General features: G+C 64.3%; 17 protein-coding genes. 7 read left to right on the top strand and 10 right to left on the bottom strand.

Annotated features, from left to right (window positions below; genetic code table 11):
- Window positions 1-72 precede the first annotated feature (72 nt).
- The 8 genes from ACO6VM_RS06630 to xseA all read right to left on the bottom strand — a co-directional run bounded on the left by ACO6VM_RS06630 (window position 73) and on the right by xseA (window position 10661).
- A complete protein-coding gene (locus ACO6VM_RS06630) occupies window positions 73-1437 on the bottom strand; it encodes a hypothetical protein (RefSeq protein WP_422402949.1) in 1365 nt (454 codons plus the stop codon).
- Between the two features lie 4 nt (window positions 1438-1441).
- Window positions 1442-2674, bottom strand: coding sequence for a DUF6384 family protein (locus tag ACO6VM_RS06625; protein WP_422402948.1), 1233 nt, complete (start codon window positions 2672-2674; stop codon window positions 1442-1444).
- Between the two features lie 10 nt (window positions 2675-2684).
- Window positions 2685-3716, bottom strand: coding sequence for a DUF6384 family protein (locus ACO6VM_RS06620; RefSeq protein ID WP_422402947.1), 1032 nt, complete (start codon window positions 3714-3716; stop codon window positions 2685-2687).
- Window positions 3713-4855, bottom strand: coding sequence for a merozoite surface protein 3b (locus ACO6VM_RS06615; protein ID WP_401056771.1), 1143 nt, complete (start codon window positions 4853-4855; stop codon window positions 3713-3715). Before ACO6VM_RS06615 ends, ACO6VM_RS06620 begins: the two co-directional genes overlap by 4 nt.
- The gene (locus ACO6VM_RS06610; RefSeq protein ID WP_401056770.1) at window positions 4852-6156 is read right to left on the bottom strand and encodes a hypothetical protein; all 1305 of its coding nucleotides are present in this window, start codon (window positions 6154-6156) and stop codon (window positions 4852-4854) included. The genes ACO6VM_RS06615 and ACO6VM_RS06610 overlap by 4 nt, the downstream gene beginning before the upstream one ends.
- Before the next feature lie 209 nt (window positions 6157-6365).
- On the bottom strand, window positions 6366-8039 hold the full coding sequence (gene leuA / locus ACO6VM_RS06605) for a 2-isopropylmalate synthase (protein ID WP_422402946.1): 1674 nt from the start codon (window positions 8037-8039) through the stop codon (window positions 6366-6368).
- Window positions 8040-8450: 411 nt separating this feature from the next.
- Window positions 8451-9278 (bottom strand): peptidoglycan DD-metalloendopeptidase family protein, encoded by an 828-nt coding sequence (locus ACO6VM_RS06600; RefSeq protein ID WP_422402945.1) that lies wholly within the window; start codon window positions 9276-9278, stop codon window positions 8451-8453.
- A gap of 3 nt (window positions 9279-9281) precedes the next feature.
- Window positions 9282-10661 carry an exodeoxyribonuclease VII large subunit gene (xseA, locus tag ACO6VM_RS06595; protein ID WP_401056767.1) on the bottom strand — a complete coding sequence of 460 codons (1380 nt, stop codon included), beginning with the start codon at window positions 10659-10661 and terminating at the stop codon, window positions 9282-9284.
- Between the two features lie 138 nt (window positions 10662-10799).
- On the opposite strand from xseA, the gene ACO6VM_RS06590 reads away from it, so the two are divergent.
- Window positions 10800-11564, top strand: a complete 765-nt coding sequence (locus ACO6VM_RS06590; RefSeq protein WP_422402944.1) for an N-acetylmuramoyl-L-alanine amidase — start codon at window positions 10800-10802, stop codon at window positions 11562-11564.
- Here the strand turns inward: ACO6VM_RS06590 and ACO6VM_RS06585 are convergent.
- On the bottom strand, window positions 11552-12451 hold the full coding sequence (locus ACO6VM_RS06585; protein ID WP_422402943.1) for a LysR family transcriptional regulator: 900 nt from the start codon (window positions 12449-12451) through the stop codon (window positions 11552-11554). The genes ACO6VM_RS06590 and ACO6VM_RS06585 overlap by 13 nt on opposite strands.
- A 97-nt stretch (window positions 12452-12548) precedes the next feature.
- On the opposite strand from ACO6VM_RS06585, the gene ACO6VM_RS06580 reads away from it, so the two are divergent.
- The 4 genes from ACO6VM_RS06580 (at window position 12549) to guaA (ending at window position 17119) form a co-directional block, all read left to right on the top strand.
- On the top strand, window positions 12549-13304 hold the full coding sequence (locus ACO6VM_RS06580) for a sulfite exporter TauE/SafE family protein (protein ID WP_422402942.1): 756 nt from the start codon (window positions 12549-12551) through the stop codon (window positions 13302-13304).
- Between the two features lie 46 nt (window positions 13305-13350).
- Window positions 13351-13908: a sugar ABC transporter ATPase gene (locus ACO6VM_RS06575; protein WP_125465274.1), complete on the top strand. Its 558-nt coding sequence runs from the start codon at window positions 13351-13353 to the stop codon at window positions 13906-13908.
- Between the two features lie 86 nt (window positions 13909-13994).
- A complete protein-coding gene (gene guaB / locus ACO6VM_RS06570) occupies window positions 13995-15464 on the top strand; it encodes an IMP dehydrogenase (RefSeq protein ID WP_125465273.1) in 1470 nt (489 codons plus the stop codon).
- Between the two features lie 77 nt (window positions 15465-15541).
- Window positions 15542-17119 carry a glutamine-hydrolyzing GMP synthase gene (gene guaA, locus ACO6VM_RS06565; RefSeq protein ID WP_401056763.1) on the top strand — a complete coding sequence of 526 codons (1578 nt, stop codon included), beginning with the start codon at window positions 15542-15544 and terminating at the stop codon, window positions 17117-17119.
- 48 nt (window positions 17120-17167) lie between these two features.
- Here the strand turns inward: guaA and ACO6VM_RS06560 are convergent, their stop codons facing one another.
- Window positions 17168-19048: a sulfatase-like hydrolase/transferase gene (locus ACO6VM_RS06560; protein WP_422402941.1), complete on the bottom strand. Its 1881-nt coding sequence runs from the start codon at window positions 19046-19048 to the stop codon at window positions 17168-17170.
- 209 nt (window positions 19049-19257) lie between these two features.
- Here ACO6VM_RS06560 and ACO6VM_RS06555 point away from each other — a divergent pair, with 209 nt between their 5' ends.
- Complete coding sequence (locus ACO6VM_RS06555; protein ID WP_422402940.1) at window positions 19258-20640, top strand: multicopper oxidase family protein; 1383 nt, start codon at window positions 19258-19260, stop codon at window positions 20638-20640.
- Window positions 20640-21119 (top strand): tRNA adenosine(34) deaminase TadA, encoded by a 480-nt coding sequence (gene tadA, locus ACO6VM_RS06550; protein WP_401056761.1) that lies wholly within the window; start codon window positions 20640-20642, stop codon window positions 21117-21119. The genes ACO6VM_RS06555 and tadA overlap by 1 nt, the downstream gene beginning before the upstream one ends.
- The last annotated feature ends 39 nt before the right edge of the window (window positions 21120-21158 follow it).

Genomic DNA, 21158 nt, shown 5'->3' with positions numbered 1-21158 from the left:
GGAAACAACCCCGCCCCATTTGGTGTGGGGGGGGGGGAGTGGCACCTGCCCCCCCCCGCGATGTTTTGCCTGTCAGAAACTGCCAGTGGTGCGGAACCCGCCGCCGCCGGAGCTGCGACTGGACGAGAAGCCACCGCCGCCGGAGCTGCCGCTGGTACGAAAGCCATCGCTGCTTGAACCGCCGGACGGTCTGCCCGTGCTGTGCGCGTTGTTGCCGCGATGCCTTGGGGCAACATACTCCCGGCCCTCATCGAGGCGTTTTTCCACCGCTTGCTGGTCGAGCAGGCCGCTCATGTAGTCGGCAAGCACTTGCTCGATCGGCGGGCTCAACTGGTACTCGTGGCGCGGATCGCTGAAATGATCGTTGCGCAGTGCGTATTCCAGAGCCTTGGCGCGGTCGTAAAGGCGACGCTTGCCCAGTGCTTGGTCCTGCAGGCCGTGCAGACGTTGCTGGATGTCCCGCAGGCGGGCATGCAGCAGTTGCAGGTCATTCACCAGGACATCGTCATGGGGGCTGGGGGTCTTCGCCGCTTCGACGATCAGTTCGGCCAATGGCCGAGCCTGGAGCTGGTCGGCGATGCCCTGGAGAATCTGTTGCAGATACGGATCGCGCTTCTGGGCGAAGTCGGCCAGTTGGGCCTGCAGTGAGCGGGCCTGGGCCTTGCCCTCGCTCACCAGCGTGCTCAGGCCTTGCTCCTCGACCCGCAACGCTGGCATGCCGAAGGTCTCGCGGGCCTTGTCCAGTTGCTGCTGGTGCTGTGCCTGCAGTTGCTCGCGGGCTTCGCCGAGGGCCTGGCGCAGGGTCTCGTTGCGCGCCTGCATGGTCAGCAGGATCTGCTCGTTGGCGTAATTGACGCGAAAGCCGACCTTGCGTGCCAGGTAGTTGTCGAACGCGTGCTGGAACAGGCGGGGGCGGTACTGCTCGGTGCCGTAGTGGTTGGCCTTCAGGAAACGGTACAGCGGGTTGCTGTTGTAGCCTTGCAGCTTGCTGGCGCACTCGTCGCGGATTTCATCGTAGCTGGCATGGGCTTGCTGTTCGGCCTGGAGGGCAGCGTCCAATTGTTCGCTCAGCTGGCGTACGGCCGGATCCTGTTCGAGCAGGTCCTGCGACTGGGTGTCCAGGCGATCAAGGTTGTTACGCACTGCCTGCAGATTTTCCAGTCTGCGGGCGATGAGCCCTTCGACGTTTTCGAGCTCCTGGGTGAGCGCGGCATGGGTTCGCTCGCGTTGTTCGAACAACTGCCGGGTCTGCAGGTCCCGCATAGGGTCGATCCTGAGCTGCAGGCTGGCAATATCGGCCAGTTTCGAGCTGATCAGGTGTTCGAGCCGGGTTTGCTGTTCGGACTCGGCATACAGCGCCCGTTCGGCTTCGCGCAGCTGTTGCTCGGCCTGGCGCGTATTGCTTTCGAGCGCATTGCTGAGGGCGGTCGGGGTCATGGCGTCACCATTCCAGGATCATGTCGGGAGCGGGGCTGGTGCGCTGGTTGAAACGCAGGGTCAGGCTATTGGCCGGTTTTTCACCGATCAAGCGCTGGCTGATATGGCCATCGTCGAGTTTGTCCTGGCGGACCCTGAGGTATTCCTTGTAGCTGACGCGCACACCGAAGCGGCTGGCCCATCGAGTCGTGCCGTCCTCCACGCTGGTCACCGGGGCGAAGGCCGGCTTGCCGGTGCTGTCCAGCGGCTCGACGATCAAGTACCAGCTCTTGCCGCGCAGGCTGTTCTCACTGCACCCGGACTCTTCATAGCAGCGCTCCACGCCGGACTTGATACCGGGGCGGTCGATCAGCTCGATGGTCAGGGGCTCGGCGGCGAAGTCCAGGTAATCCTTCAGCGCTGCAAGCGTAGCGTCCGCCTTTTTCAACTGCAGCCTGGCAATGTCCTTGCCGGCCGACTCGGCCCAGGTCGTCATCTCCAGGCGCTCGGCGGCGGGCAATGGCATTGCCTTCAGACGATCCAGCAAATGGCGTTGGAGATCGAGGCTGGCGTAGACATGATCCACGCGATTGAGTCTTTTTCTGGCGCTTTCCAGTTGCTTGCGCGGTGTCGACAGCTTCTGCTGTTCCATCTGGATGCGGGTCTGGAGCTGGGCGCGGTTTTCGCGAGTGATCGGGTCTGGGCGATCGAGGGTGAAAGACAGGTTGGTACTGGGCAGCAGGGGGTCGATTTTCGCAACCAGCGCGGCCACCACGGGTTGCGGTTGTTGTTTCAGGCGCGCCTTCACCTGTTCCAGCCGTTGTCGTTGCACGGCAATGTCGTCGTTCAGCTGCTCGCTGATCCTGGCCAAGCGGTCGGCGCTTTGACCCGCCCTCGTGTTCAGGGCCGTGTCGACCAGGTGGGTGATGCCCAGGCCAAGGGCGCAGGCCATAGCGCCGCATGCTGCCCAGATCATCAGCTTGCGGTGGGCCATGGCCAGGCGCGTCAGCAGGCGTTGCGCGAAGTTCAAGGTTGGGGCCTCGAACATCAGCCGGCGCGAGAAGAACGCGCGCACGCCTTCCTCGACCTGGGCGTCCTCGTAGTGGATGCCGTTGTTCTGGTAGTAGGCGCGGATCCGCTCTGCCACCTCGGCGCGGCGCCGAGGCAGGTCAAGGTGGTCCTGCAGTTCCATGTCCCGGTGACGCAGTTCGTCGACCAGGGCCATGGCCCCCATCTGTTCGGAAAGTGAGACGGTCATTGGCGGTCCATCAGAAGCTGGCGGAGATGATGTGCTGGCTGGTGTCGGCCGGGTTGTCGTAGGCGCCACCAACTAAGGCGCGATTGTCGAAACTCCGGGTCAGGCTGTAGGCATCCTTGCTGCCGATGACCGGTCTATCGACGCGCCCCTTGGCCTGCTTGGCTTGCTGTGCTTGCAAGTACTGCGCGTGGCTGACCTGTATGCCGAGGGTGTCGGCAAGTGCGATCGCGCCGGTGCGGCCGTTGACGAGTGGCATCGTCAGCACCTTGCCTTGCGGGTCGCGTGCCTGGAATGCCAGGAACCATGCCTTGCCGTCTTCGCTGCCTGGTTTGCACGCCGTGGTCTTGCGGCAGCGTTCGTAACCAGACATCTGGCCGGCGCCGTCGGGGATGCGCAGTTGCAGTTTTGCCTCTGTGAAGTCGGCATAGACCTGCAGCTCGCGCAGGGCCTGGATGGCCCTGTCCGGCCCATGGTCGGCCACCAGCGCGCCAGTGGAGTGGCCGAACGGCAGCAGTTTGGCCCGTACGTCACCCGGCAATGGCATGGCCTCCAGGCGGGCCATCAGCGCCGTGTATTGGTCCAGGCGAGCCTGGTGCGCGGCGCGGTCCGCCTCCGGCATCCCGGTTGGCGCCGCCATCCCCAGGCCGTTGCCGGCAGCCTTGGTGACCGTGGCTGGTTGGCTGGGCGCGGCGGGTTGGTGCAGGTTCGTCACCAGCAGGGCGCCGCCCAGCAGCGCGATCCACACCAGCACCCAGGCCAGCAGGCTGCGGCGCAGGAACACGCCGGCCAGCAGCCGGCGGGGCCAGGCCAGCGTGGGTGCCTCGAACACCAGGCGGCGGACGAAGAATTCGCGCACGCCCTGCTCGATCAGTTTGTCGTCGCAGGCGATGCCCTGGCGCTGGTAATAGCCACGAATGCGTTCGGCGACTTCCGCGCGGCGCCGCGGCAGGTCCAGGTGCTCTTGCACCTGGCGCTGCTGTTGGCGCAGCTCGTCGACGAGGGCCATGGCCCCCATCTGTTCGCTGAGCGAGCCTTGGCTCATTGCGCGGCCTTGGTCAGCAAGGCGGCGAAGGCGCGCTTGGCGTCTTCGACGGCGGTGGAGATTTCCAGTGCCGCCTTGCTCGATTCGGCGCGGTAGGTTTCGGTCAGGCCCTGCATGTCGTTCTGGAAGTCCAGGGTGGCCTGGGCCAGAGCGCGTACCGAGTCGACGCGAATGGTCGAGCCATAGCTGGCCTTGACCGCGGCGCCGAGCTGCTGGTTGCCGATCTCGCCCAGCGCTTCGAGGCCCTTGCTGATGCCGTCGGTGGTGGCGTTGAGCGTGTGGGTGGCCTCGGCCATGCCCTGATTGGCGGTGAACGACACGGCCAGGCTGGTGAGCACCACTTCGTTGGTGGAGAAGAACGAGACCATGCGCTGGTATTGGCGCTCCTTGACCACATGCACCTGGCTGATGCGGGCAAAGACCAGCTCGGCGGTGTTGTAGCCGACGCGCAGGTCGTCGGCGATGTCCTTGACGATCTGGTAGCGCTTGTCTTCGTTCTGCAGGGCGCGTACCGCTTCGTCGCGTTGCAGCTCCAGCGCCGCGCGTTGGACCGGCTCCTGGTTGGCGGCCGCAGCCACCGTGGCGTTGGCGGTGTCCAGGGCGCTGGTGCATTCCTGCAGCGACTGGCCGGCGATGGCCAGCACCTGCTGGGCGTCCACTTCGGCGGTCTTCATGGCCAGGCGGAAGTCCATGTACGACTCGAGGATCAGGCCCTCGCGGGTGATCTGGTCGCTGGCGGCCTTGCACACATCCAGGTAGTGCTTGCGAATGTCCTCGAAACGGCTCGGGATCGAGCCACGGCGCAGGTTCATCCAGGCCATGCTGAGGCGTTCGAGGGTGTCCAGCCGGCCATCATCCATCCACGAGGCCATGGCGGCGGCATCCTCGCGAATCGAAGTGAAGCTGTCGGTGATGTCCATGTAGCGGTGCGAGATGTCCATGCCGGCAATCTGCTCGCGCACGGTCTGGTTGAACACCGTGGCCTGTTGCAGCACGGCAGCGATACCGGTGACCCGCTGGTTGTCGTAATGGGCGATCTTGTCCAGCAGGACCATCACCGGCGCTTGCTGTGCCGGTTGGCCGAAAGTGATGCCGAGTTTGCGCAGGCCGTCGAGGGCGCGTTCCAGATATTGGCTCATGGTTGTCCTTGCATGAGGGGGCGGTCGGAAAAGGTGGCGTACGGGCTGCCGGGGAGCAGGCGCAGGGCAGTGATGGTGCCGAGCACGGTATTGAGCGTCTGGGCTCTGTTCATGTACTCGACGATCAGTTGCCGGTAGTTGGTGTCGTCGCGGTACTGGTCGGCCAAGGGGTAGCGCAGCTGGCAGGGGCAGGCGTCCAGGCTGGGCAGGGTGTGGCAGCTGCAGTTGCAGTCGCTGGCGCAGCCGGCGTCGCCACGCAGGCGCTTGCCCAGGGCGGATTCGAAGGTGCATGCCTGTTCGTACAGGTCCCTGGCCTGGCCGACGCGCTGGCTGGCGCTGTCCAGGCGCCGGCGTAGCTCGTCGAGCTCCTGCTGGAAGCGGGTGGCCTGCTGAGCGCCAATGGCGGCCCATTGGGCGAGTGCCTGGTTGAGGCTGTCGGTCTTGAGTTCGAACCTGAGCCAACGCAGGGCATCCTGGCTGTCGCTGTCGGCGCACTGTTCGAGCAGGTCGATGTCCTGGCGGACCCGCTTGAGCTGCTGCCGGGCGACGATCACCTGGCGTGCCAGGGCTTCGGTCTCTTGGCTGAGCGGGTCCTGGTCAGCGGCAGGCAGGCTGCTGCGCTGCAGTGCGATCAGTTGCCGTTCGAGCTCGGCAATCTGCTGATCGCAGGCGGCCAGGCGGGTGGCGTCCTGTTCCAGCATGGCGCGCAACAGCTGTTCGTTCTGCTGGTTGCCGACGAAGTTGCACTGCCGGGCGAGCCAGTCGTCCATGCGCCGTGACAGCACATTGCGTCGGTAGTGTTCCGTGCCGTATTGGCACAAGCGCAGGTAGGAGTAGATCCGGTGCTGGTTGTAGGCCGCCAGTTTGCCGGTGCATTCATCCACCAGTGGCTGGTGGTCGGCGGCGATCTGCTCGCGCTGCTGGCGGGCCTGTTGCAGTTGCTGCTGGCTCTGGCGCAGCGCAGGGTGCTGGCGCTGTTCGGCGAGTTCGCGACTGCGGCTGGCGGCGAGCCGCTCCTGGGCTTGACGGAACAGGGCCAGTTGGCTGTCCAGGCTGGCGTTGGCCTGCTCGAGGCGGGTGAAAGCATCGTCTTCGCGGGCTTGGCGCTGTTCGAGGATCTGGCGAATCTGCGCAGCCTCGAAGGCCGTGTCTGCGATGTCATAGAGCCCACAGAGGATGCGGGCCTGCAGGTGCAGGTGCTGGTGGTGCAATTGCGCGCAGTTGCGCTGTTCGCGAGTCAGCCGGCGCAGGTAGTCGAGGCTGTTGTCTTCGGCGAGCGCTGCGAGGGTGCCAGGGGTCATGGGGCGAAGCATCCGTGTCCGAGTGTCTATGTCGATACGTAAACGGATGAGTCCACTGGCCGTCATCCGTGATCAAAGCGGTGGAAGTTCGGCAGTATAACCATGATTGCAGGCGAAATGATGGCGTCGTCTGACACACCTTGCTGGATATTCCGGGTATAAAAAAACCCGCATCCGAGGATGCGGGTTTGCAGGCGAGCAGGGCGGATTTACGCCGCCTTGGCTTCCTGTTGGCTCAGGGAGCGGTTCAGCGCGCTGAACAGCGCCTTGAAGCTGGCGGTGGTGATGTTCTCGTCGATGCCCACGCCGTGCACCGGGCGACCGCCTGCAACGCGCAGCTCGATGTAGGCCGCGGCTTTGGCGTTGGTGCCGGCGCCGATGGCGTGCTCGTTGTAGTCCATGATTTCCACGGCTACCGGCAGGCCGGCCACCAAGGCTTCCAGGGCGCCATTGCCCTTGCCGCGCCAGTGCAGGGTGGTTTCGCCTTCACCGGCAACTTCCACTTCCACGGCGCTGTTGCCGTTCTCTTCCTGCAGGCGGTGGCTGACCAACGCGTACGGCGCATTGGCTTGCAGGTATTCCTTTTGCAGCAGGGTGTAAATCTGCTTGGCGGTCATTTCCAGGCCCAGGCGGTCGGTCTCGCCCTGCACCACCTGGCTGAACTCGATCTGCATGCGGCGCGGCAGGCTGATGCCGTATTCCTGCTCGAGCAGGTAGGTGATGCCGCCCTTGCCCGACTGGCTGTTGACGCGGATCACCGCCTCGTAGCTGCGGCCGATGTCGGCCGGGTCGATCGGCAGGTACGGCACTTCCCACAATTCGCCTTCCTGCTGCTTGGTGAAACCTTTGCGGATGGCATCCTGGTGCGAGCCGGAGAAGGCGGTGTGGACCAGGTCGCCGACGTACGGGTGACGCGGGTGCACCGGCAACTGGTTGCACTCCTCGACGACCTTGCGCACGCCGTCGATGTCGGAGAAGTCCAGCTGCGGGTCGATGCCCTGGGTGTAGAGGTTCAATGCCAGGGTCACCAGGTCGACGTTGCCGGTACGCTCGCCGTTGCCGAACAGGCAGCCTTCGGCACGGTCGGCGCCGGCCATCAGGCCCAACTCGGTGGCGGCGATGCCGGTGCCACGGTCGTTGTGGCAGTGCAGGCTGATGATCACGCTGTCGCGGCGGCTGACATTGCGGCAGAACCATTCGATCTGGTCGGCGTAGATGTTCGGCGTGGCGACCTCGACGGTGGCCGGCAGGTTGAGGATGACCTTGTGCTCAGGGGTTGGGTTCCACACCTCGATCACCGCGTCGCACACCTCTTTGGCAAATTCCAGCTCGGTGGCGCTGAAGGTCTCTGGCGAGTACTGGAAGGTCCAGTGGGTTTCCGGCTGCTGGGCGGCGTACTTGACGAACAGCTTGGCGGCGTTGACCGCGATGTCCTTGACGCCCTGCTTGTCCTGGTTGAAGACGATGCGGCGGAACGACGGGCAAGTGGCGTTGTACAGGTGGACGATGGCCTTCTTGGCGCCGCGCAGGGATTCGAAGGTGCGGGCGATCAGGTCTTCACGGGCTTGAGTGAGCACCTGGATGGTGGTGTCGTCCGGGATGTGGCCGTCTTCGATCAGGCTGCGCACGAAGTCGAAGTCGGTTTGCGACGCGGACGGGAACGAGGCTTCGATTTCCTTCACGCCGACCTGCACCAGGGTCTTCCAGAAACGCAGCTTCTTCTCCGAATCCATCGGCTCGATCAGCGACTGGTTGCCATCACGCAGGTCGGAGCTGCACCAGATCGGCGCCTGGGTGATGGTTTTCGACGGCCAGGTGCGGTCGGGCAGGTCGATGGTCGGGAAGGCGCGGTATTTCTTCGAAGGGTCTTTGAGCATGGTCATGGAAGCAATCCTTTTATGTGCGGCCGAAATCGGGCCTGCCAAACGATAACGAGATGAAAAGGCGAGGCGACGCGATTCACCCTGGTAGTCGTGCACTGACCAGGCAGAGGCTGCGATGTTGTCGGAGAAGGATGAGGGTGCTGAAGGTTTTCATGTGCTCAACCCTAACCAGTGGGGTGGGGGATGGCAAGGCTTCAGAAAAAATTGAGAGGAATGCTTAAAAAAACAGGATTGGCGAGATTTTATGGCTGTTTATTGTTTGTTTTCTTTGTGTAGTTGCGCAGTATTTTTGGATGGCGCAAGACATGGGCATTTCGGGTGGCAGTGCTGTCTTCTTCGCGGGCAAACCCCCCCCCCTAGTTGTCATTGTATTGGGGGGAGCGGGTTTACCCGCGAATGGGGGGGGCGATTTCAGGGCTGGAACGCACCAATGAAAATCGCCGGATCCACCCGCGCATCATTGAGGCTGACGTTCCAGTGCATGTGCGGCCCGGTGGCGCGCCCGGTCGAGCCCACCCGGCCGACCACTTCGCCACGGCGCAGCACCTGGCCTGGCTTAACGTCGATCTTCGACATGTGGCAGAACATGCTGATGAAACCCTGGCCATGGTCGACGAACACCGTGCGGCCATTGAAGAAGTAATCGCCCACCAGGATCACCTTGCCATTGGCCGGGGTCTTGATCGGCGTGCCGGCGGGCACGGCGAAGTCCAGCCCGGCGTGGGGGTTGCGCTCTTCGCCATTGAAGAAGCGACGCACGCCGAACTTGCTCGACAGCGGGCCATTGACCGGTTTGTCGAGGATCAGGTTGCTCGGCAGCGTGGGGCTGAAGCTGCGGTAGGCCTTCACTTGCTCGGCCAGTTCGCGCTCGATGCGCTTGAGGTCGTCGGGCTCGGGGTTGACCTGGCGCTTGTTCTTCAGGGTGATGTGCTGCTCAGGGTACTTCTTGCTGCCGACGGTGAAGGGCAGGCTGCGGCCGCCCTGGGTAAGCACGGCGTTGCCGGGCTTTTGCGTCAGCGGGATGCCGACGATGGCCAGCCAGGTGTCCTGCTCCTTGACCACCAGTACCGGCTTGCCATCGAAACGCGCGCTCGGGGCGCTGGCCGAAGGGCCAAGGTCGACCACCGCGACGCCGCCGGGCACCGGCTTGTCGAGGGTGCGGGTGATGTAGCTGGCCTGGGCAGCGGTGACCGGCAGCAGCAGGAACAGGGCGAGCAGGGGGGCGAGCAGGCGGGGCATGTGTCAGTCCAGTAGCGAAAGGGTGACCGGAGTCTGGTGGTTGTCTTCGACCCGCACTTTGAGTTCGCCTTCATTGAGGCGTGCGGTGAGGCGCTGGCCATTGTGGGTCTGGGCGGCGCTGCGAATGGCCTGGCCGCGTTCGTCGAGCAGGATGCTGTAGCCGCGGGCCAGGGTCGCCAGCGGGCTCACCACCTGCAGGGTCTGCAGTTGCGCCTGGAAGCGCTGGCGGCGGTCCTTGAGCACTTCGCGCATGGCCCGTGGCAGGCGTTCGCCAAGGCTGTCCAGGCGTTGCTTGAGCAGCTTCAGCGAACGGCCGGGGTGTTGCGCGGCCAGGCGGGTGTCGAGACGGCCCAGACGCTCGTGGCGGCGTTGCAGGCTGAGCATGAAGGCGCGGCGCATGCGCATGTCCAGGTCATCCAGGCGCTGGGCCTGCTGGCGCAGGCGCTCGCCCGGGTGGCGCAGGCGCCGGGCCAGCCCATCGAGGCGCAGGCGGTCGTGGGCCAGGCGGTTCTGGATGCGCAGCAACAGGCGCCGCTGCAGGCTGTCCAGGCGCTGTTGCAGGCCGCTGCTGTCGGGCGCCAGCAGTTCGGCTGCGGCCGACGGGGTGGGGGCGCGCACGTCGGCGACGAAGTCGCTGATCGACACGTCGGTCTCATGGCCTACGGCACTGACGATGGGCGTCACGCACGCCGCCACGGCGCGGGCCACGGCCTCTTCGTTGAAGCACCAGAGGTCTTCCAGCGAGCCACCGCCACGGGCCAGGATCAGTGCGTCGAAGCCCTGGCGGTCGGCCAGCTGCAGGGCGCGGACGATCTGCGCGATGGCTTCGCGGCCCTGTACCGCGGTGGGGATCAGGTTCAGCTCGACCTGCGGCGCCCGGCGGCCGAACACGCTGATGATGTCGCGGATCACCGCGCCCGTGGGCGAGGTGATGATGCCGATGCGTTGCGGATGCGCCGGCAAGGCTTTTTTGCGCTCGGTGCTGAACAGGCCTTCGGCGCCGAGTTTTTCCTTCAGGGCCTCGAAGGCCAGGCGCAGGGCGCCGTCACCGGCCGGTTCGACGGTGTCGAGGATCAGCTGGTAGTCGCCACGGCCTTCGAACAGCGAAACCTTGCCGCGCACCTTGACCGCCAGGCCGTCGCGCAGCGCCTGGCGAACGCGCAGGGCGTTCTGGCGGAACAGCGCGCAGCGAATCTGCGCGCCGCTGTCCTTGAGGGTGAAGTACAGGTGGCCGGAGGCGGGGCGGGCGAGGTTGGAAATCTCGCCTTCCACCCAGACGCTGCGGAACACGTCCTCGAGCAGCACGCGGGCGCGGCCGTTGAGCTGGCTGACGGTGAGGACCTCGCGGTCCAGGCCGAGTCTTTCGAAAGGGTCTCTGATCATGCCGGGCATCATAAAGGAGCCGTCGCGCGGATGCACTGTGCCGGCTGCTGGCACGCCCAACCTTGGGAGCATTTCCGGCTGCCGGCCCCGATACCCGGCGATGCAGTCTGGGCGCCTGATTCCATGAGGAGATCCGCGATGTATCCGATAGACGCCCACACCTACCGCTCCAAGGCCTTCAACCGACGGGTGCGATTCCTGGTGCTGCATTACACAGCCGCCAATTTCAACGGCTCGATCAATGCGCTGGTCAACGGCACCCAGGTCAGCGCCCATTACCTGGTGCCCGACCCGGCCGATCCGAGCTTCGCGAGTGCAGGTTTTGACGCGATGCGCACCTTCAACCTCGTCGACGAGAACGAGCGCGCCTGGCACGCGGGTGTCAGCGGCTGGGCCGGACGCAGCAACCTGAACGATACGTCGATCGGCATCGAGATCGTCAACCAGGCGTCGGTGAGCAACGGCCAGTTCGTGTTGCCGCCCTATCACCCCCAGCAGGTGGAAGCCTTGATCCAACTGGGCCAGGCGATCCTGCAGCGCTATCCGGACATCACGCCGACCCAGGTGGTCGGCCATAGCGACATCGCCATTGGCCGCAAGAGCGACCCTGGCGCCGCTTTCCCCTGGCAGGCCCTGTACCAGGCCGGTATCGGTGCCTGGTACGACGAGGCGCGCAAGGCGCACTACCAGCAGCGGTTCGCGGGTTGCCTGCCGCAGCTCGAGGTCGTCCTAGGCAAGTTGCGTACCTACGGGTACAGCTTCCCGACCAGCCCCGACCCGGCCCAGGTGCGTGCCTTGCTCAGGGCGTTCCAGCTGCATTTCCGGCCGGGCAACTTTGACGGTGTGCTGGATGCCGAGACCGCGGCGATCGCCTTTGCGCTGGTGGAGCGCTACATGCCCTGATCGCCCTGTGGCGAGCGCAGGCTGTCCAGCAGCTTTCTCGACAGCGCTCCCGCGTCGCGTCGGCAGGCCAGGGCCACGGTGCTCTGGCAGGCCTCGGCCAGCGGCACGAAGGTGACCGAGGGCGGGGCAATCTCGCGCATGCTCAGGGGCAGCAACGCCACCCCGAACCCGGCCTGGATCAGCTGCAGCTGCGTGGTCTTGCGCGACACCACCTGCGCCGCCTGGGGGAAGAATCCCTCGTTCATGCACAACGACGCCGACAGATAGCTCAACCCGCCGCGCTGACGATGGGGGATGGAAATGAAGCGTTCCTCGCGCAGTTGCCCCAGCCGAACACTGCCGGCCGTGGCCAGTGGGTGGCTTGCCGCCACCGCCAGCAGCAGGGGCTCGTCGAACAGCGCATGCAGCTCCACGCCCTCGTGCTGACGCAGCACCGGCAGGCGCAGCAGGCCGATCTCCAGGCGGCCTTCGGCGATGTCTTCCAGTTGCGCCTCCGACGATTGCTGGGCGATCTCCAGGGAGACGCCGGGGTTGTCCTCGAGGTAGCTGCCGAGGCGCTGCAGCAGCTGCCCGGTCAGCGGCACGGTACTGGAGTGGTTCAGCCGCAGGTTGCCGCGCAGGCCCTGGCCCACCTCGCGGGCCAGGCGTTCGGCCTTGTCCAGGTCGGCCAGCAGGTGTCGGGCGCGGTCGAGGAAGGCCAGCCCAGCGGCGGTCAGCCGTGGCTGGCGGGCGGTACGTTCGAACAGCGCGGAGCCCAGGTGCAGCTCCAGTTCCTTGATTTGACGGCTGAGGGCCGACTGGGCGATGTACAGCCGCTCGGCGGCGGCACTGAAACTGCCGGCCTCGGCGATTTCGACGAAATAGCGCAGTTGGCGGATCGAGGTCATGACATGCCTTTTTCAGATAGCTCGTGGCGTAAAGGCATATTAGTCGGCATGGCTTGTCGCTGGCTAACCTTCTGGTGTCTCCCGAGGAACTGCCGCGATGCTCGCTCAACTGTCGTTTTCCATGCTCGACTGGCTCCCCATCCTGCTCGGTGTGGGGGTGGCCTATATCGTCTTCGGCATCGCCGGCTTCGGCACTGCGCTGGTCGCCGGCCCCGTGCTGATCCACTTCATGCCATTGTCGCGGATCGTTCCGTTGCTGGTGCTGCTGGACTTCGTCGCCGCCTTCGGCAACTTGCTGGCGTCGCGGCGCGACGTGGTGCGCGGCGAACTGCTGAGGCTGCTGCCGTTCATGGCCGTGGGCTGCACGCTGGGGGTGGTGTTCCTGCTGCGCCTGAAGTCGGATGTGCTGCTGTTGCTGATGGGGCTGTTCGTCACCGCTTACGCGGTCTATGGCCTGGCGGTGAAGGTGCGGCCGGCGAGGCTGTCGGGCGCCTGGGCGGTGCCCATGGGCACGGTGGGTGGGTTGTTCGGCGCCATGTTCGGCAGTGGTGGTTTTTTATACGCGATCTACCTCAGCGCACGGCTGCAGGCCAAGGAGCAGGTGCGGGCGACCCAGAGCGCATTGATCAGTTGCAGCACGGTGGTACGCCTGTCGCTGTTCCTGATCGCCGGTGTGTATGCCGATACCAGCCTGCTGTTGCTGGCCGCCTGCCTGCTGCCGGTGATGTTCCTCGGGCTGTGGGTTGGCAGGCGGTTGACCCTGAAGTTGTCCCGCGAAGCCTTCGTGCGCCTGGTCACCTGGCTGGTGCTGGCCAGCGGCCTGGCGTTGATCGGTCGCTACCTGAGCGCGTGAGCGGTAGAATTGCGCCATTACCGCAGTCCGCAGGCGCGTTTCGTTCATGAACACCCAAAGCATCATCGTTCCTAAACTGTCCACCGTGCCGTCCCACGAAGCCCGCTCAAGGGCCATCCTGCGCTGGTTGGTGCGCGAGAAGATCGTCGAGGAGCAGCTGACCACCTGCGGGCGTACCGGCAACCGCATGGGCCATGCCCTGGCCGAGGGGGCGCGCAAGGTGGCCCTGCACCCGGAGAAACTGCCCTTCGGCGAGCAGGTCAACGGCCTTGAAGTGGTGCTCAAGCGCTGCATCTACACCCCCACCGACGGTTTTCTCGAAGAAGCCGGCTGCCCGGAGTGCCGGCGCGAGGTCGGCGAGCCGCTGTTCGAGAGCCTGGAGGAGTGGACACCGGGGGTGAGCGACAACTTCACCTGCCCGTTGTGCGGCTTTGAAGACGACATCAATGGCTTCCTTTACCTGCAGCCATGTGCCTTTTCCAACCTGGGGTTCATCTTCAACAACTGGGGCGAGGCCGGGTTTACCCAGGCCTTCCTCGACAGCTTTGCCGACTGGCTCGATCAGCCGGTGGCGGTGGTACAGGTAAAACTGCCACAAGGCTGACCGAAGGCCCTTATTTTGCATTGAGCGGCGCGCCGTGCATGAGTATAATGGCGCGCTTCCATTTTTCCCGCCCGGGAGCCCCCGCGATGCTGCGTATCAGCCAAGAAGCCCTGACTTTCGACGATATCCTCCTTGTACCTGGTTATTCCGAGGTACTGCCCAATGAAGTCAGTCTCAAGACCCGTTTGACTCGTGGCATCGAGCTGAACATTCCCCTGGTCTCCGCCGCCATGGATACCGTGACCGAAGCGCGTCTGGCCATTGCCATGGCCCAGGAAGGCGGCATCGGCATCATCCACAAGAACATGACCATCGAGCAGCAGGCCGGCGAAGTGCGCAAGGTCAAGAAGTTCGAGGCTGGCGTGGTCAAGGACCCGATCACCATCGACGCCGACGCCACCGTGCGTGACCTGTTCGACCTGACCCGCCTGAACAACATCTCGGGCGTTCCGGTGCTGGCCAACGGCGACCTGGTGGGCATCGTCACCTCCCGTGACGTGCGCTTCGAAACCCGTCTGGACGCCAAGGTCCGCGACGTGATGACGCCTAAAGAGCGCCTGGTCACCGTGCGCGAAGGCGCCGACAAGAACGAAGTCCGCGAGCTGCTGCACAAGCACCGCCTGGAAAAAGTCCTGATCGTCGACGACAAGTTCGCCCTCAAGGGCATGATGACCGTCAAGGACATCGAAAAAGCCAAGGCCTACCCACTGGCGAGCAAGGACGACCAGGGTCGCCTGCGCGTGGGTGCTGCGGTCGGCACCGGCAAGGACACCGGCGAGCGCGTTGCCGCCCTGGTTGCTGCCGGCGTTGACGTGGTGGTGGTCGACACCGCCCACGGTCACTCCAAAGGCGTGATCGACCGTGTTCGCTGGGTGAAAGAAACCTACCCGCAAGTGCAGGTGATCGGCGGCAACATCGCCACCGGCGCTGCTGCCAAGGCCCTGGCCGAAGCCGGCGCCGACGCCGTCAAGGTCGGTATCGGCCCGGGCTCGATCTGCACCACCCGTATCGTTGCCGGTGTCGGCGTGCCGCAGATCAGCGCCATCGCCAACGTCGCCGCTGCGCTGGAAGGCACGGGTGTACCGCTGATCGCCGACGGCGGTATCCGCTTCTCCGGTGACCTGTCCAAGGCCATCGTTGCCGGTGCTTCCTGCGTGATGATGGGTTCGATGTTCGCCGGTACCGAAGAAGCTCCAGGTGAAGTCGAGCTGTTCCAGGGCCGTTCGTACAAGGCATACCGCGGCATGGGCTCGCTGGGTGCCATGGCGCAGGCGCAAGGCTCCTCCGACCGTTACTTCCAGGACTCCTCGGCTGGTGCCGAGAAGCTTGTTCCTGAGGGGATCGAAGGCCGCGTGCCATACAAAGGCGCCCTGTCGGCGATCATCCACCAGCTGATGGGCGGCCTGCGTTCGTCCATGGGCTACACCGGCAGCGCGACCATCGAAGAGATGCGTACCAAGCCGGAGTTCGTGCGCATCACCGGTGCCGGCATGGCCGAGTCCCACGTGCATGACGTGCAGATCACCAAAGAAGCCCCTAACTACCGCGTAGGCTAAGGCTTCCAGCAATTACCGAACGGGGCTGTCACAAACAGCCCCGCGTCGTTTCCGATTTCCACTGACGAGATTAAGTCATGGCCCTCGACATTCACGCTCACCGCATCCTGATCCTCGATTTCGGTTCCCAGTACACCCAGCTGATCGCCCGCCGCGTGCGCGAAATCGGCGTGTACTGCGAGCTGCACCCGTTCGACATGGACGATGAAGCGATCCGCGAATTCAACCCGCGCGGCATCATCCTCGCTGGCGGCCCAGAGTCGGTCCACGAAGCCAACAGCCCGCGCGCGCCACAGGCCGTGTTTGACCTGAACGTTCCGCTGCTGGGCATCTGCTACGGCATGCAGACCATGGCCGAACAGATGGGCGGCAAGGTCGAAGGTTCCGAGCTGCGCGAGTTCGGCTATGCCCGCGTTGACGTGGTCGGCAAGAGCCGCCTGCTCGACGGCATCGAAGACCATGTCGACGCCGACGGCGTACTGGGTCTGGACGTGTGGATGAGCCACGGTGACAAGGTCACCCAGATGCCAGGCAACTTCAACGTGCTGGCCAGCACCCCAAGCTGCCCGATCGCCGGCATGTTCGACGACGCCCGTGGCTACTACGGCGTGCAGTTCCACCCGGAAGTGACCCACACCAAGCAGGGCGGCCGCATCCTGTCGCGCTTTGTCCAGGACATCTGTGGCTGCGAAGCCCTGTGGACCCCGTCGAACATCGTCGAAGACGCCATCGCCCAGGTGCGTGAGCAAGTCGGTTCGGCCAACGTCCTGCTGGGCTTGTCCGGCGGCGTCGACTCTTCCGTGGTTGCCGCGCTGCTGCACCGCGCCATCGGCGACCAGCTGACCTGCGTATTCGTCGACAACGGCCTGCTGCGCTTGCACGAAGGCGACCAGGTGATGGCCATGTTCAAGGAGAACATGGGCGTCAAGGTGATCCGCGCCGACGCCGAAGCTCAGTTCCTGGGCAACCTGGAAGGCGAAGCCGACCCGGAGAAGAAGCGCAAGATCATTGGCCGCACCTTCATCGACATCTTCGATGCCGAAGCCAGCAAGCTGGACAACATCCAGTTCCTCGCCCAGGGCACCATCTACCCCGACGTGATCGAGTCGGCTGGCGCCAAGAGCGGCAAGGCCCACGTGATCAAGTCGCACCACAACGTCGGTGGCCTGCCGGAGGAGATGAACCTCAAGCTGGTCGAGCCGTTGCGTGAGTTGTTCAAGGACGAAGTGCGCAAGATCGGCCTGGAGCTGGGCCTGCCGTACGACATGGTTTACCGCCACCCGTTCCCAGGCCCGGGCCTGGGCGTGCGTATCCTCGGTGAAGTGAAGAAGGAATACGCCGACATCCTGCGTCGCGCCGACCACATCTTCATCGAAGAACTGCGCAAGGCCGACTGGTACCACAAGACCAGCCAGGCCTTCGTGGTGTTCCAGCCGGTCAAGTCGGTGGGTGTCGTCGGCGATGGCCGTCGCTACGCCTGGGTCGTGGCGCTGCGCGCCGTCGAGACCGTGGACTTCATGACCGCACGTTGGGCGCACCTGCCGTACGAGCTGCTGGAAACCGTCAGCGGCCGCATCATCAACGAAATCGCCGGTATCTCCCGCGTCACCTACGACGTGTCGAGCAAGCCGCCTGCCACTATCGAGTGGGAATAAGTTGAGCCACAAGGGCGCCGCAAGGCGCCCTTGTCGTATCCGGGCTGCTCACTCGTGTCGTTCGGGCGCTTTGTCGAACAATGCCTTCTGGTACGCGTCATAGGACAGCAGGCGGTTCTTCAGGGTCGTGAACGCGTCGCCTTCGACCGGTTGAGGGTTCTTTTCCTGCGGGTCGTCCTCGAGGTGGTAGCGCACAAGGGTATCCGGGCTGTATTCGTAGATGTACTTGTACGGGTGCTCCACCAGTGCGGAGGACAGCTGGTCGAAGAACGTCGACATGTAAAACACCCGCTTGCCGTGGTCCCTGAGCAAGCTGATGCCTTGCACGTTGAACGGCGCGTCGGCCACCGCGAAGAAGTCGGCAATGGTGGGGGCGATGTCGGTCTGCTGGCTGGTGGTCGAGATCGGCTTGGCCAGGGTCTTGCCCTTGGCCCAGAAAATCAGCGGCACGGTCACTTCTTCTTCGTGCATGGACGAGTTGTGAATGAACAGCCCGTGTTCGCCGAACGACTCGCCATGGTCGCCCACCAGCACGAACAGGGTGGAGTCGAGCAGGCCCGCCTTGTCGTACCCCTCGAGCATTTGCCCGATCAGGGTGTCGGTGGTCTCGATGCAGGTTTCGTACTTTTCCAACGCTGACTGCGAGGCGGACGTGCCCGTGCAGTCGTAGGGGTAATGCGCGGCGCTTGGGAAGTACAAGGCGATAAACCCTTTGCCGGTTTTGCTGACGGCCTGAAGGTGGGGAATGCTGGATGTGTACAGCAGCTCGTCACTGTCGCCAAAACTGCTGTTGTTCTGCGCCAGTGTGTTGGCGGGCGCGATGTCGGCGACGGCATAGGCGTTGGCAACACCGATGGATTTGAGGAAACCGTCCATGTTTTCGAACTGCAGGAAGAGTGAGCTGAAGGCGACGGCCTGCATGTTCTTCTTCTGCTGCAGTTCATGGATCACGCCGGGCTGGTGCAGGGGCATCGCTTCTTTGATTTCAACGCCGGGGTAGGCGTGCTGACCGGTGAAGATCGAGTAGTAGCCCTTGGATGAATGGGGCACCGTCACATACGACTTGAACAGCATGCCTTCGCGCGAAAGCCTGTCGAAGGTGGGGTAGCGCTGGGCGGTGCTGACCTCGGCGCCGAAAATGCTGTTCCAGCGTACCGACTCCATGACGATGTACACCAGGTTCTTGAAGTCTGCTGCGGGCGCGGTGTCGAGTTTGGGCAAGGTGGTGATGGCGGACACCGGGTAAGCGGGTTGTTCGAAGGGCAGCAGGTTGGGGTGCAGGCTCGCATTCACCTGGGTGGCGTTCTGCAGGGCTGAGACCAGCGAGCGGGTGACGATGTTGTCGTTCAGGTCATAGCGGGCGTCCTTGGCGAAGATCGCCCCCAGCAGCAGGCCGCACAGCAACACGACCAAGCCCAGCGTGCGTGCCCTTGCCGGCGCGGCAGGCGGGCGCTTGAACGCCTGGTAGGTGGCCAGGCCCACCAGCCCCCAAGCGGCCAGGTAAGCCAGGCACAGCACGAACACGATGAAGCGGAAGGTCAGGCCAAAGCCTGCCAGCTGGTTGAGGAACACCGGCGCCCCTGACGTCAGGTTGCTGGCATTCTCGAGGCTGTACTGGATCAGCGACCAGTCCAGCGGTTTGAGCCAGAGCTCCCTCACACGCATGTCTATCAGCAGGAACAGCAGCAATGCGCCGCACAGGATGCTGACCAGGAAAAAGTTGTACCTGTGCCTGTGCAGCGTGGTGACAGCGACCAGATAGACCAGGGCCGCCAGCAGCAGGTCTTGCAGCAGGTACAGGGCAATACTGGCAAGATCGGTGTCGATCCAGCGGTTGGAGAAGTAGCTGACCAGGATGATCTTCGGCACCAGCAGCAGCGCAACGGCAAACAGCAGCGCAACCTCAAGCAGATGGTTTCTTCGCTCCATGGTGCTTCGCTCCCCCGAGTCCCTGCACAGGCCAATGACATCACTTAAGCAGTACGTCCCTGTTTGGGCAAGAAAGCCCCGGGGTGGCGTTGTACAAGGCTGCGACAAGACTTCACTTAATATTTCGCAAATGCAGGTGTATCGTATTCGCCCTTCATCGCCGGCCATTGCCGGTGTGCTGATTGTGCAGAAACGAGGTACCCGCACCGATGTCCTTTACCCGTCGACAAATGCTCAAGGGCCTGACCGGCCTGGTGGTGGTAGGCCTGGGCGCCGGGGGCGCAGCGCGCTACTGGCTGGGCAAGGTCGAGGATGACAACGCCGGGCACGACTACGAGCTGATCGCCGCCCCCCTGGATGTCGAGCTGGTGCCGGGTTTCAAGACCGAGGCCTGGGCCTTCGGCCCGTCGGCGCCGGGTACCGAGCTGCGGGTGCGTCAGGGCACCTGGTTGCGGGTGCGCTTCATCAACCACTTGCCGGTGGAAACCACCATTCATTGGCACGGCATCCGCCTGCCGCTGGAAATGGACGGCGTGCCTTATGTGTCGCAGTTGCCGGTCAAGCCGGGCGAATACTTCGACTACAAGTTCAAGGTGCCGGATGCGGGCAGTTACTGGTACCACCCGCACGTCAGCAGCTCCGAGGAACTCGGCCGTGGGCTGGTCGGCCCGCTGATCGTCGAGGAGCGCGAGCCGACCGGCTTTGCGCATGAGCGCACCCTCAGCCTGAAAAACTGGCATGTCGACGAGCAGGGCGCCTGGATGCCGTTCAGCGTGCCGCGCGAGGCTGCCCGCAACGGCACCGCGGGTCGGCTGATCACCATCAATGGCCAGCCCGACTCGGTCACCGAGCTGCCGGCCGGGCAGGTGGTGCGGGTGCGCCTGCTGAACCTGGACAACACCTGGACCTACCGCCTCAACCTCAAGGGCAACTGCGAGGCGATGATCTACGCCCTCGATGGCAACCCGGTCACGCCGCGCCCTCTGGACGACGATTACTGGCTCGGGCCGGGCATGCGTATCTGCCTGGCCATCCGTATCCCCGAGGCGGGCGAGGAGGTTTCCCTGCGTGACGGCTTCGTGCGCCTGGGTACCCTGCGCTCGGTGGCCAGCAACCAGGCGCCGGGCGACTGGCCCAAGGCGCTGCCGGCCAACCCGATTGCCGAGCCGGACCTGAAGAATGCCGAGAAGCTCAACTTCAACTTCGAATGGGTCGGCAAGGTCTCGGTGAACACCGACAACGGCAAGCCGCCGAGCCTGTGGCAGATCAACGGCCAGGCCTGGGACATCACCGACAAGACCTGCGCCGACCGACCGATCGCCACGCTGCAGAAGGGCAAGAGCTATATCTTCGAGCTGAAGAACATGACCCAGTACCAGCACCCGATCCACCTGCATGGCATGAGTTTCAAGGTGATCGCGTCCAATCGCCGCAAGATCGTCGAGCCGTGGTTCACCGACACCTACCTGCTGGGCAAGAACGAGCGGGCCCAGGTGGCATTGGTGGCCGATAACCCGGGGACCTGGATGTTCCATTGCCATGTCATCGACCACATGGAAACCGGCCTGATGGCCGCGATCGCGGTGGTCTGATGCGCCCACAGATCATTGATCGCAGTCGCGATCAGGAATTCATGCGCCTGGCGCTGCAACTGGCCGCCGAAGGCGCGAGCCTGGGTGAAGTGCCGGTGGGGGCGGTGCTGGTGCAGCACGGCCAGGTGATCGGCCAGGGCTTCAACCGGCCGATCATCGACAGCGACCCCAGCGCCCATGCCGAAATGGTTGCCATCCGTGCTGCGGCGAAGTCTGCCAGCAACTACCGGCTGCCGGGCAGCACCCTGTACGTGACCCTGGAGCCCTGCAGCATGTGTGCCGGGCTGATCGTCCATTCGCGGGTGGCGCGGGTGGTTTACGGGGCGCTGGAGCCCAAGGCCGGCATCGTGCAGAGCCAGGGGCAGTTCTTCGGGCAGGGCTTTCTCAACCATCGGGTGATGGTCGAGGGCGGGGTGTTGGCGGAGGAGTGTGGGGCAATCTTGAGCGAGTTCTTCAAGGCCAGGCGGGCGAAGGCGTAGCTCTGGCAGTCTTGTGTCGCCTGTGCCGGCCCTTTCGCG

The sequence above is a fragment of the Pseudomonas sp. GZD-209 genome, assembly GCF_049310485.1.
GTDB classification, from domain to species: Bacteria; Pseudomonadota; Gammaproteobacteria; order Pseudomonadales; family Pseudomonadaceae; genus Aquipseudomonas; species Aquipseudomonas sichuanensis.
This window is presented reverse-complemented; position numbering and strand designations above follow the sequence as displayed.

What these genes read in the sequence shown, in the direction of transcription:
- ACO6VM_RS06630 (WP_422402949.1), bottom strand. Translation starts at nt 1,437, where the DNA reads ATGACCCCGACCGCCCTCAGCAATGCGCTCGAAAGCAATACGCGCCAG.
- ACO6VM_RS06625 (WP_422402948.1), bottom strand. Translation starts at nt 2,674, where the DNA reads ATGACCGTCTCACTTTCCGAACAGATGGGGGCCATGGCCCTGGTCGAC.
- ACO6VM_RS06620 (WP_422402947.1), bottom strand. Translation starts at nt 3,716, where the DNA reads ATGAGCCAAGGCTCGCTCAGCGAACAGATGGGGGCCATGGCCCTCGTC.
- ACO6VM_RS06615 (WP_401056771.1), bottom strand. Translation starts at nt 4,855, where the DNA reads ATGAGCCAATATCTGGAACGCGCCCTCGACGGCCTGCGCAAACTCGGC.
- ACO6VM_RS06610 (WP_401056770.1), bottom strand. Translation starts at nt 6,156, where the DNA reads ATGACCCCTGGCACCCTCGCAGCGCTCGCCGAAGACAACAGCCTCGAC.
- leuA (WP_422402946.1), bottom strand. Translation starts at nt 8,039, where the DNA reads ATGACCATGCTCAAAGACCCTTCGAAGAAATACCGCGCCTTCCCGACC.
- ACO6VM_RS06600 (WP_422402945.1), bottom strand. Translation starts at nt 9,278, where the DNA reads ATGCCCCGCCTGCTCGCCCCCCTGCTCGCCCTGTTCCTGCTGCTGCCG.
- xseA (WP_401056767.1), bottom strand. Translation starts at nt 10,661, where the DNA reads ATGATCAGAGACCCTTTCGAAAGACTCGGCCTGGACCGCGAGGTCCTC.
- ACO6VM_RS06590 (WP_422402944.1), top strand. Translation starts at nt 10,800, where the DNA reads ATGTATCCGATAGACGCCCACACCTACCGCTCCAAGGCCTTCAACCGA.
- ACO6VM_RS06585 (WP_422402943.1), bottom strand. Translation starts at nt 12,451, where the DNA reads ATGACCTCGATCCGCCAACTGCGCTATTTCGTCGAAATCGCCGAGGCC.
- ACO6VM_RS06580 (WP_422402942.1), top strand. Translation starts at nt 12,549, where the DNA reads ATGCTCGCTCAACTGTCGTTTTCCATGCTCGACTGGCTCCCCATCCTG.
- ACO6VM_RS06575 (WP_125465274.1), top strand. Translation starts at nt 13,351, where the DNA reads ATGAACACCCAAAGCATCATCGTTCCTAAACTGTCCACCGTGCCGTCC.
- guaB (WP_125465273.1), top strand. Translation starts at nt 13,995, where the DNA reads ATGCTGCGTATCAGCCAAGAAGCCCTGACTTTCGACGATATCCTCCTT.
- guaA (WP_401056763.1), top strand. Translation starts at nt 15,542, where the DNA reads ATGGCCCTCGACATTCACGCTCACCGCATCCTGATCCTCGATTTCGGT.
- ACO6VM_RS06560 (WP_422402941.1), bottom strand. Translation starts at nt 19,048, where the DNA reads ATGGAGCGAAGAAACCATCTGCTTGAGGTTGCGCTGCTGTTTGCCGTT.
- ACO6VM_RS06555 (WP_422402940.1), top strand. Translation starts at nt 19,258, where the DNA reads ATGTCCTTTACCCGTCGACAAATGCTCAAGGGCCTGACCGGCCTGGTG.
- tadA (WP_401056761.1), top strand. Translation starts at nt 20,640, where the DNA reads ATGCGCCCACAGATCATTGATCGCAGTCGCGATCAGGAATTCATGCGC.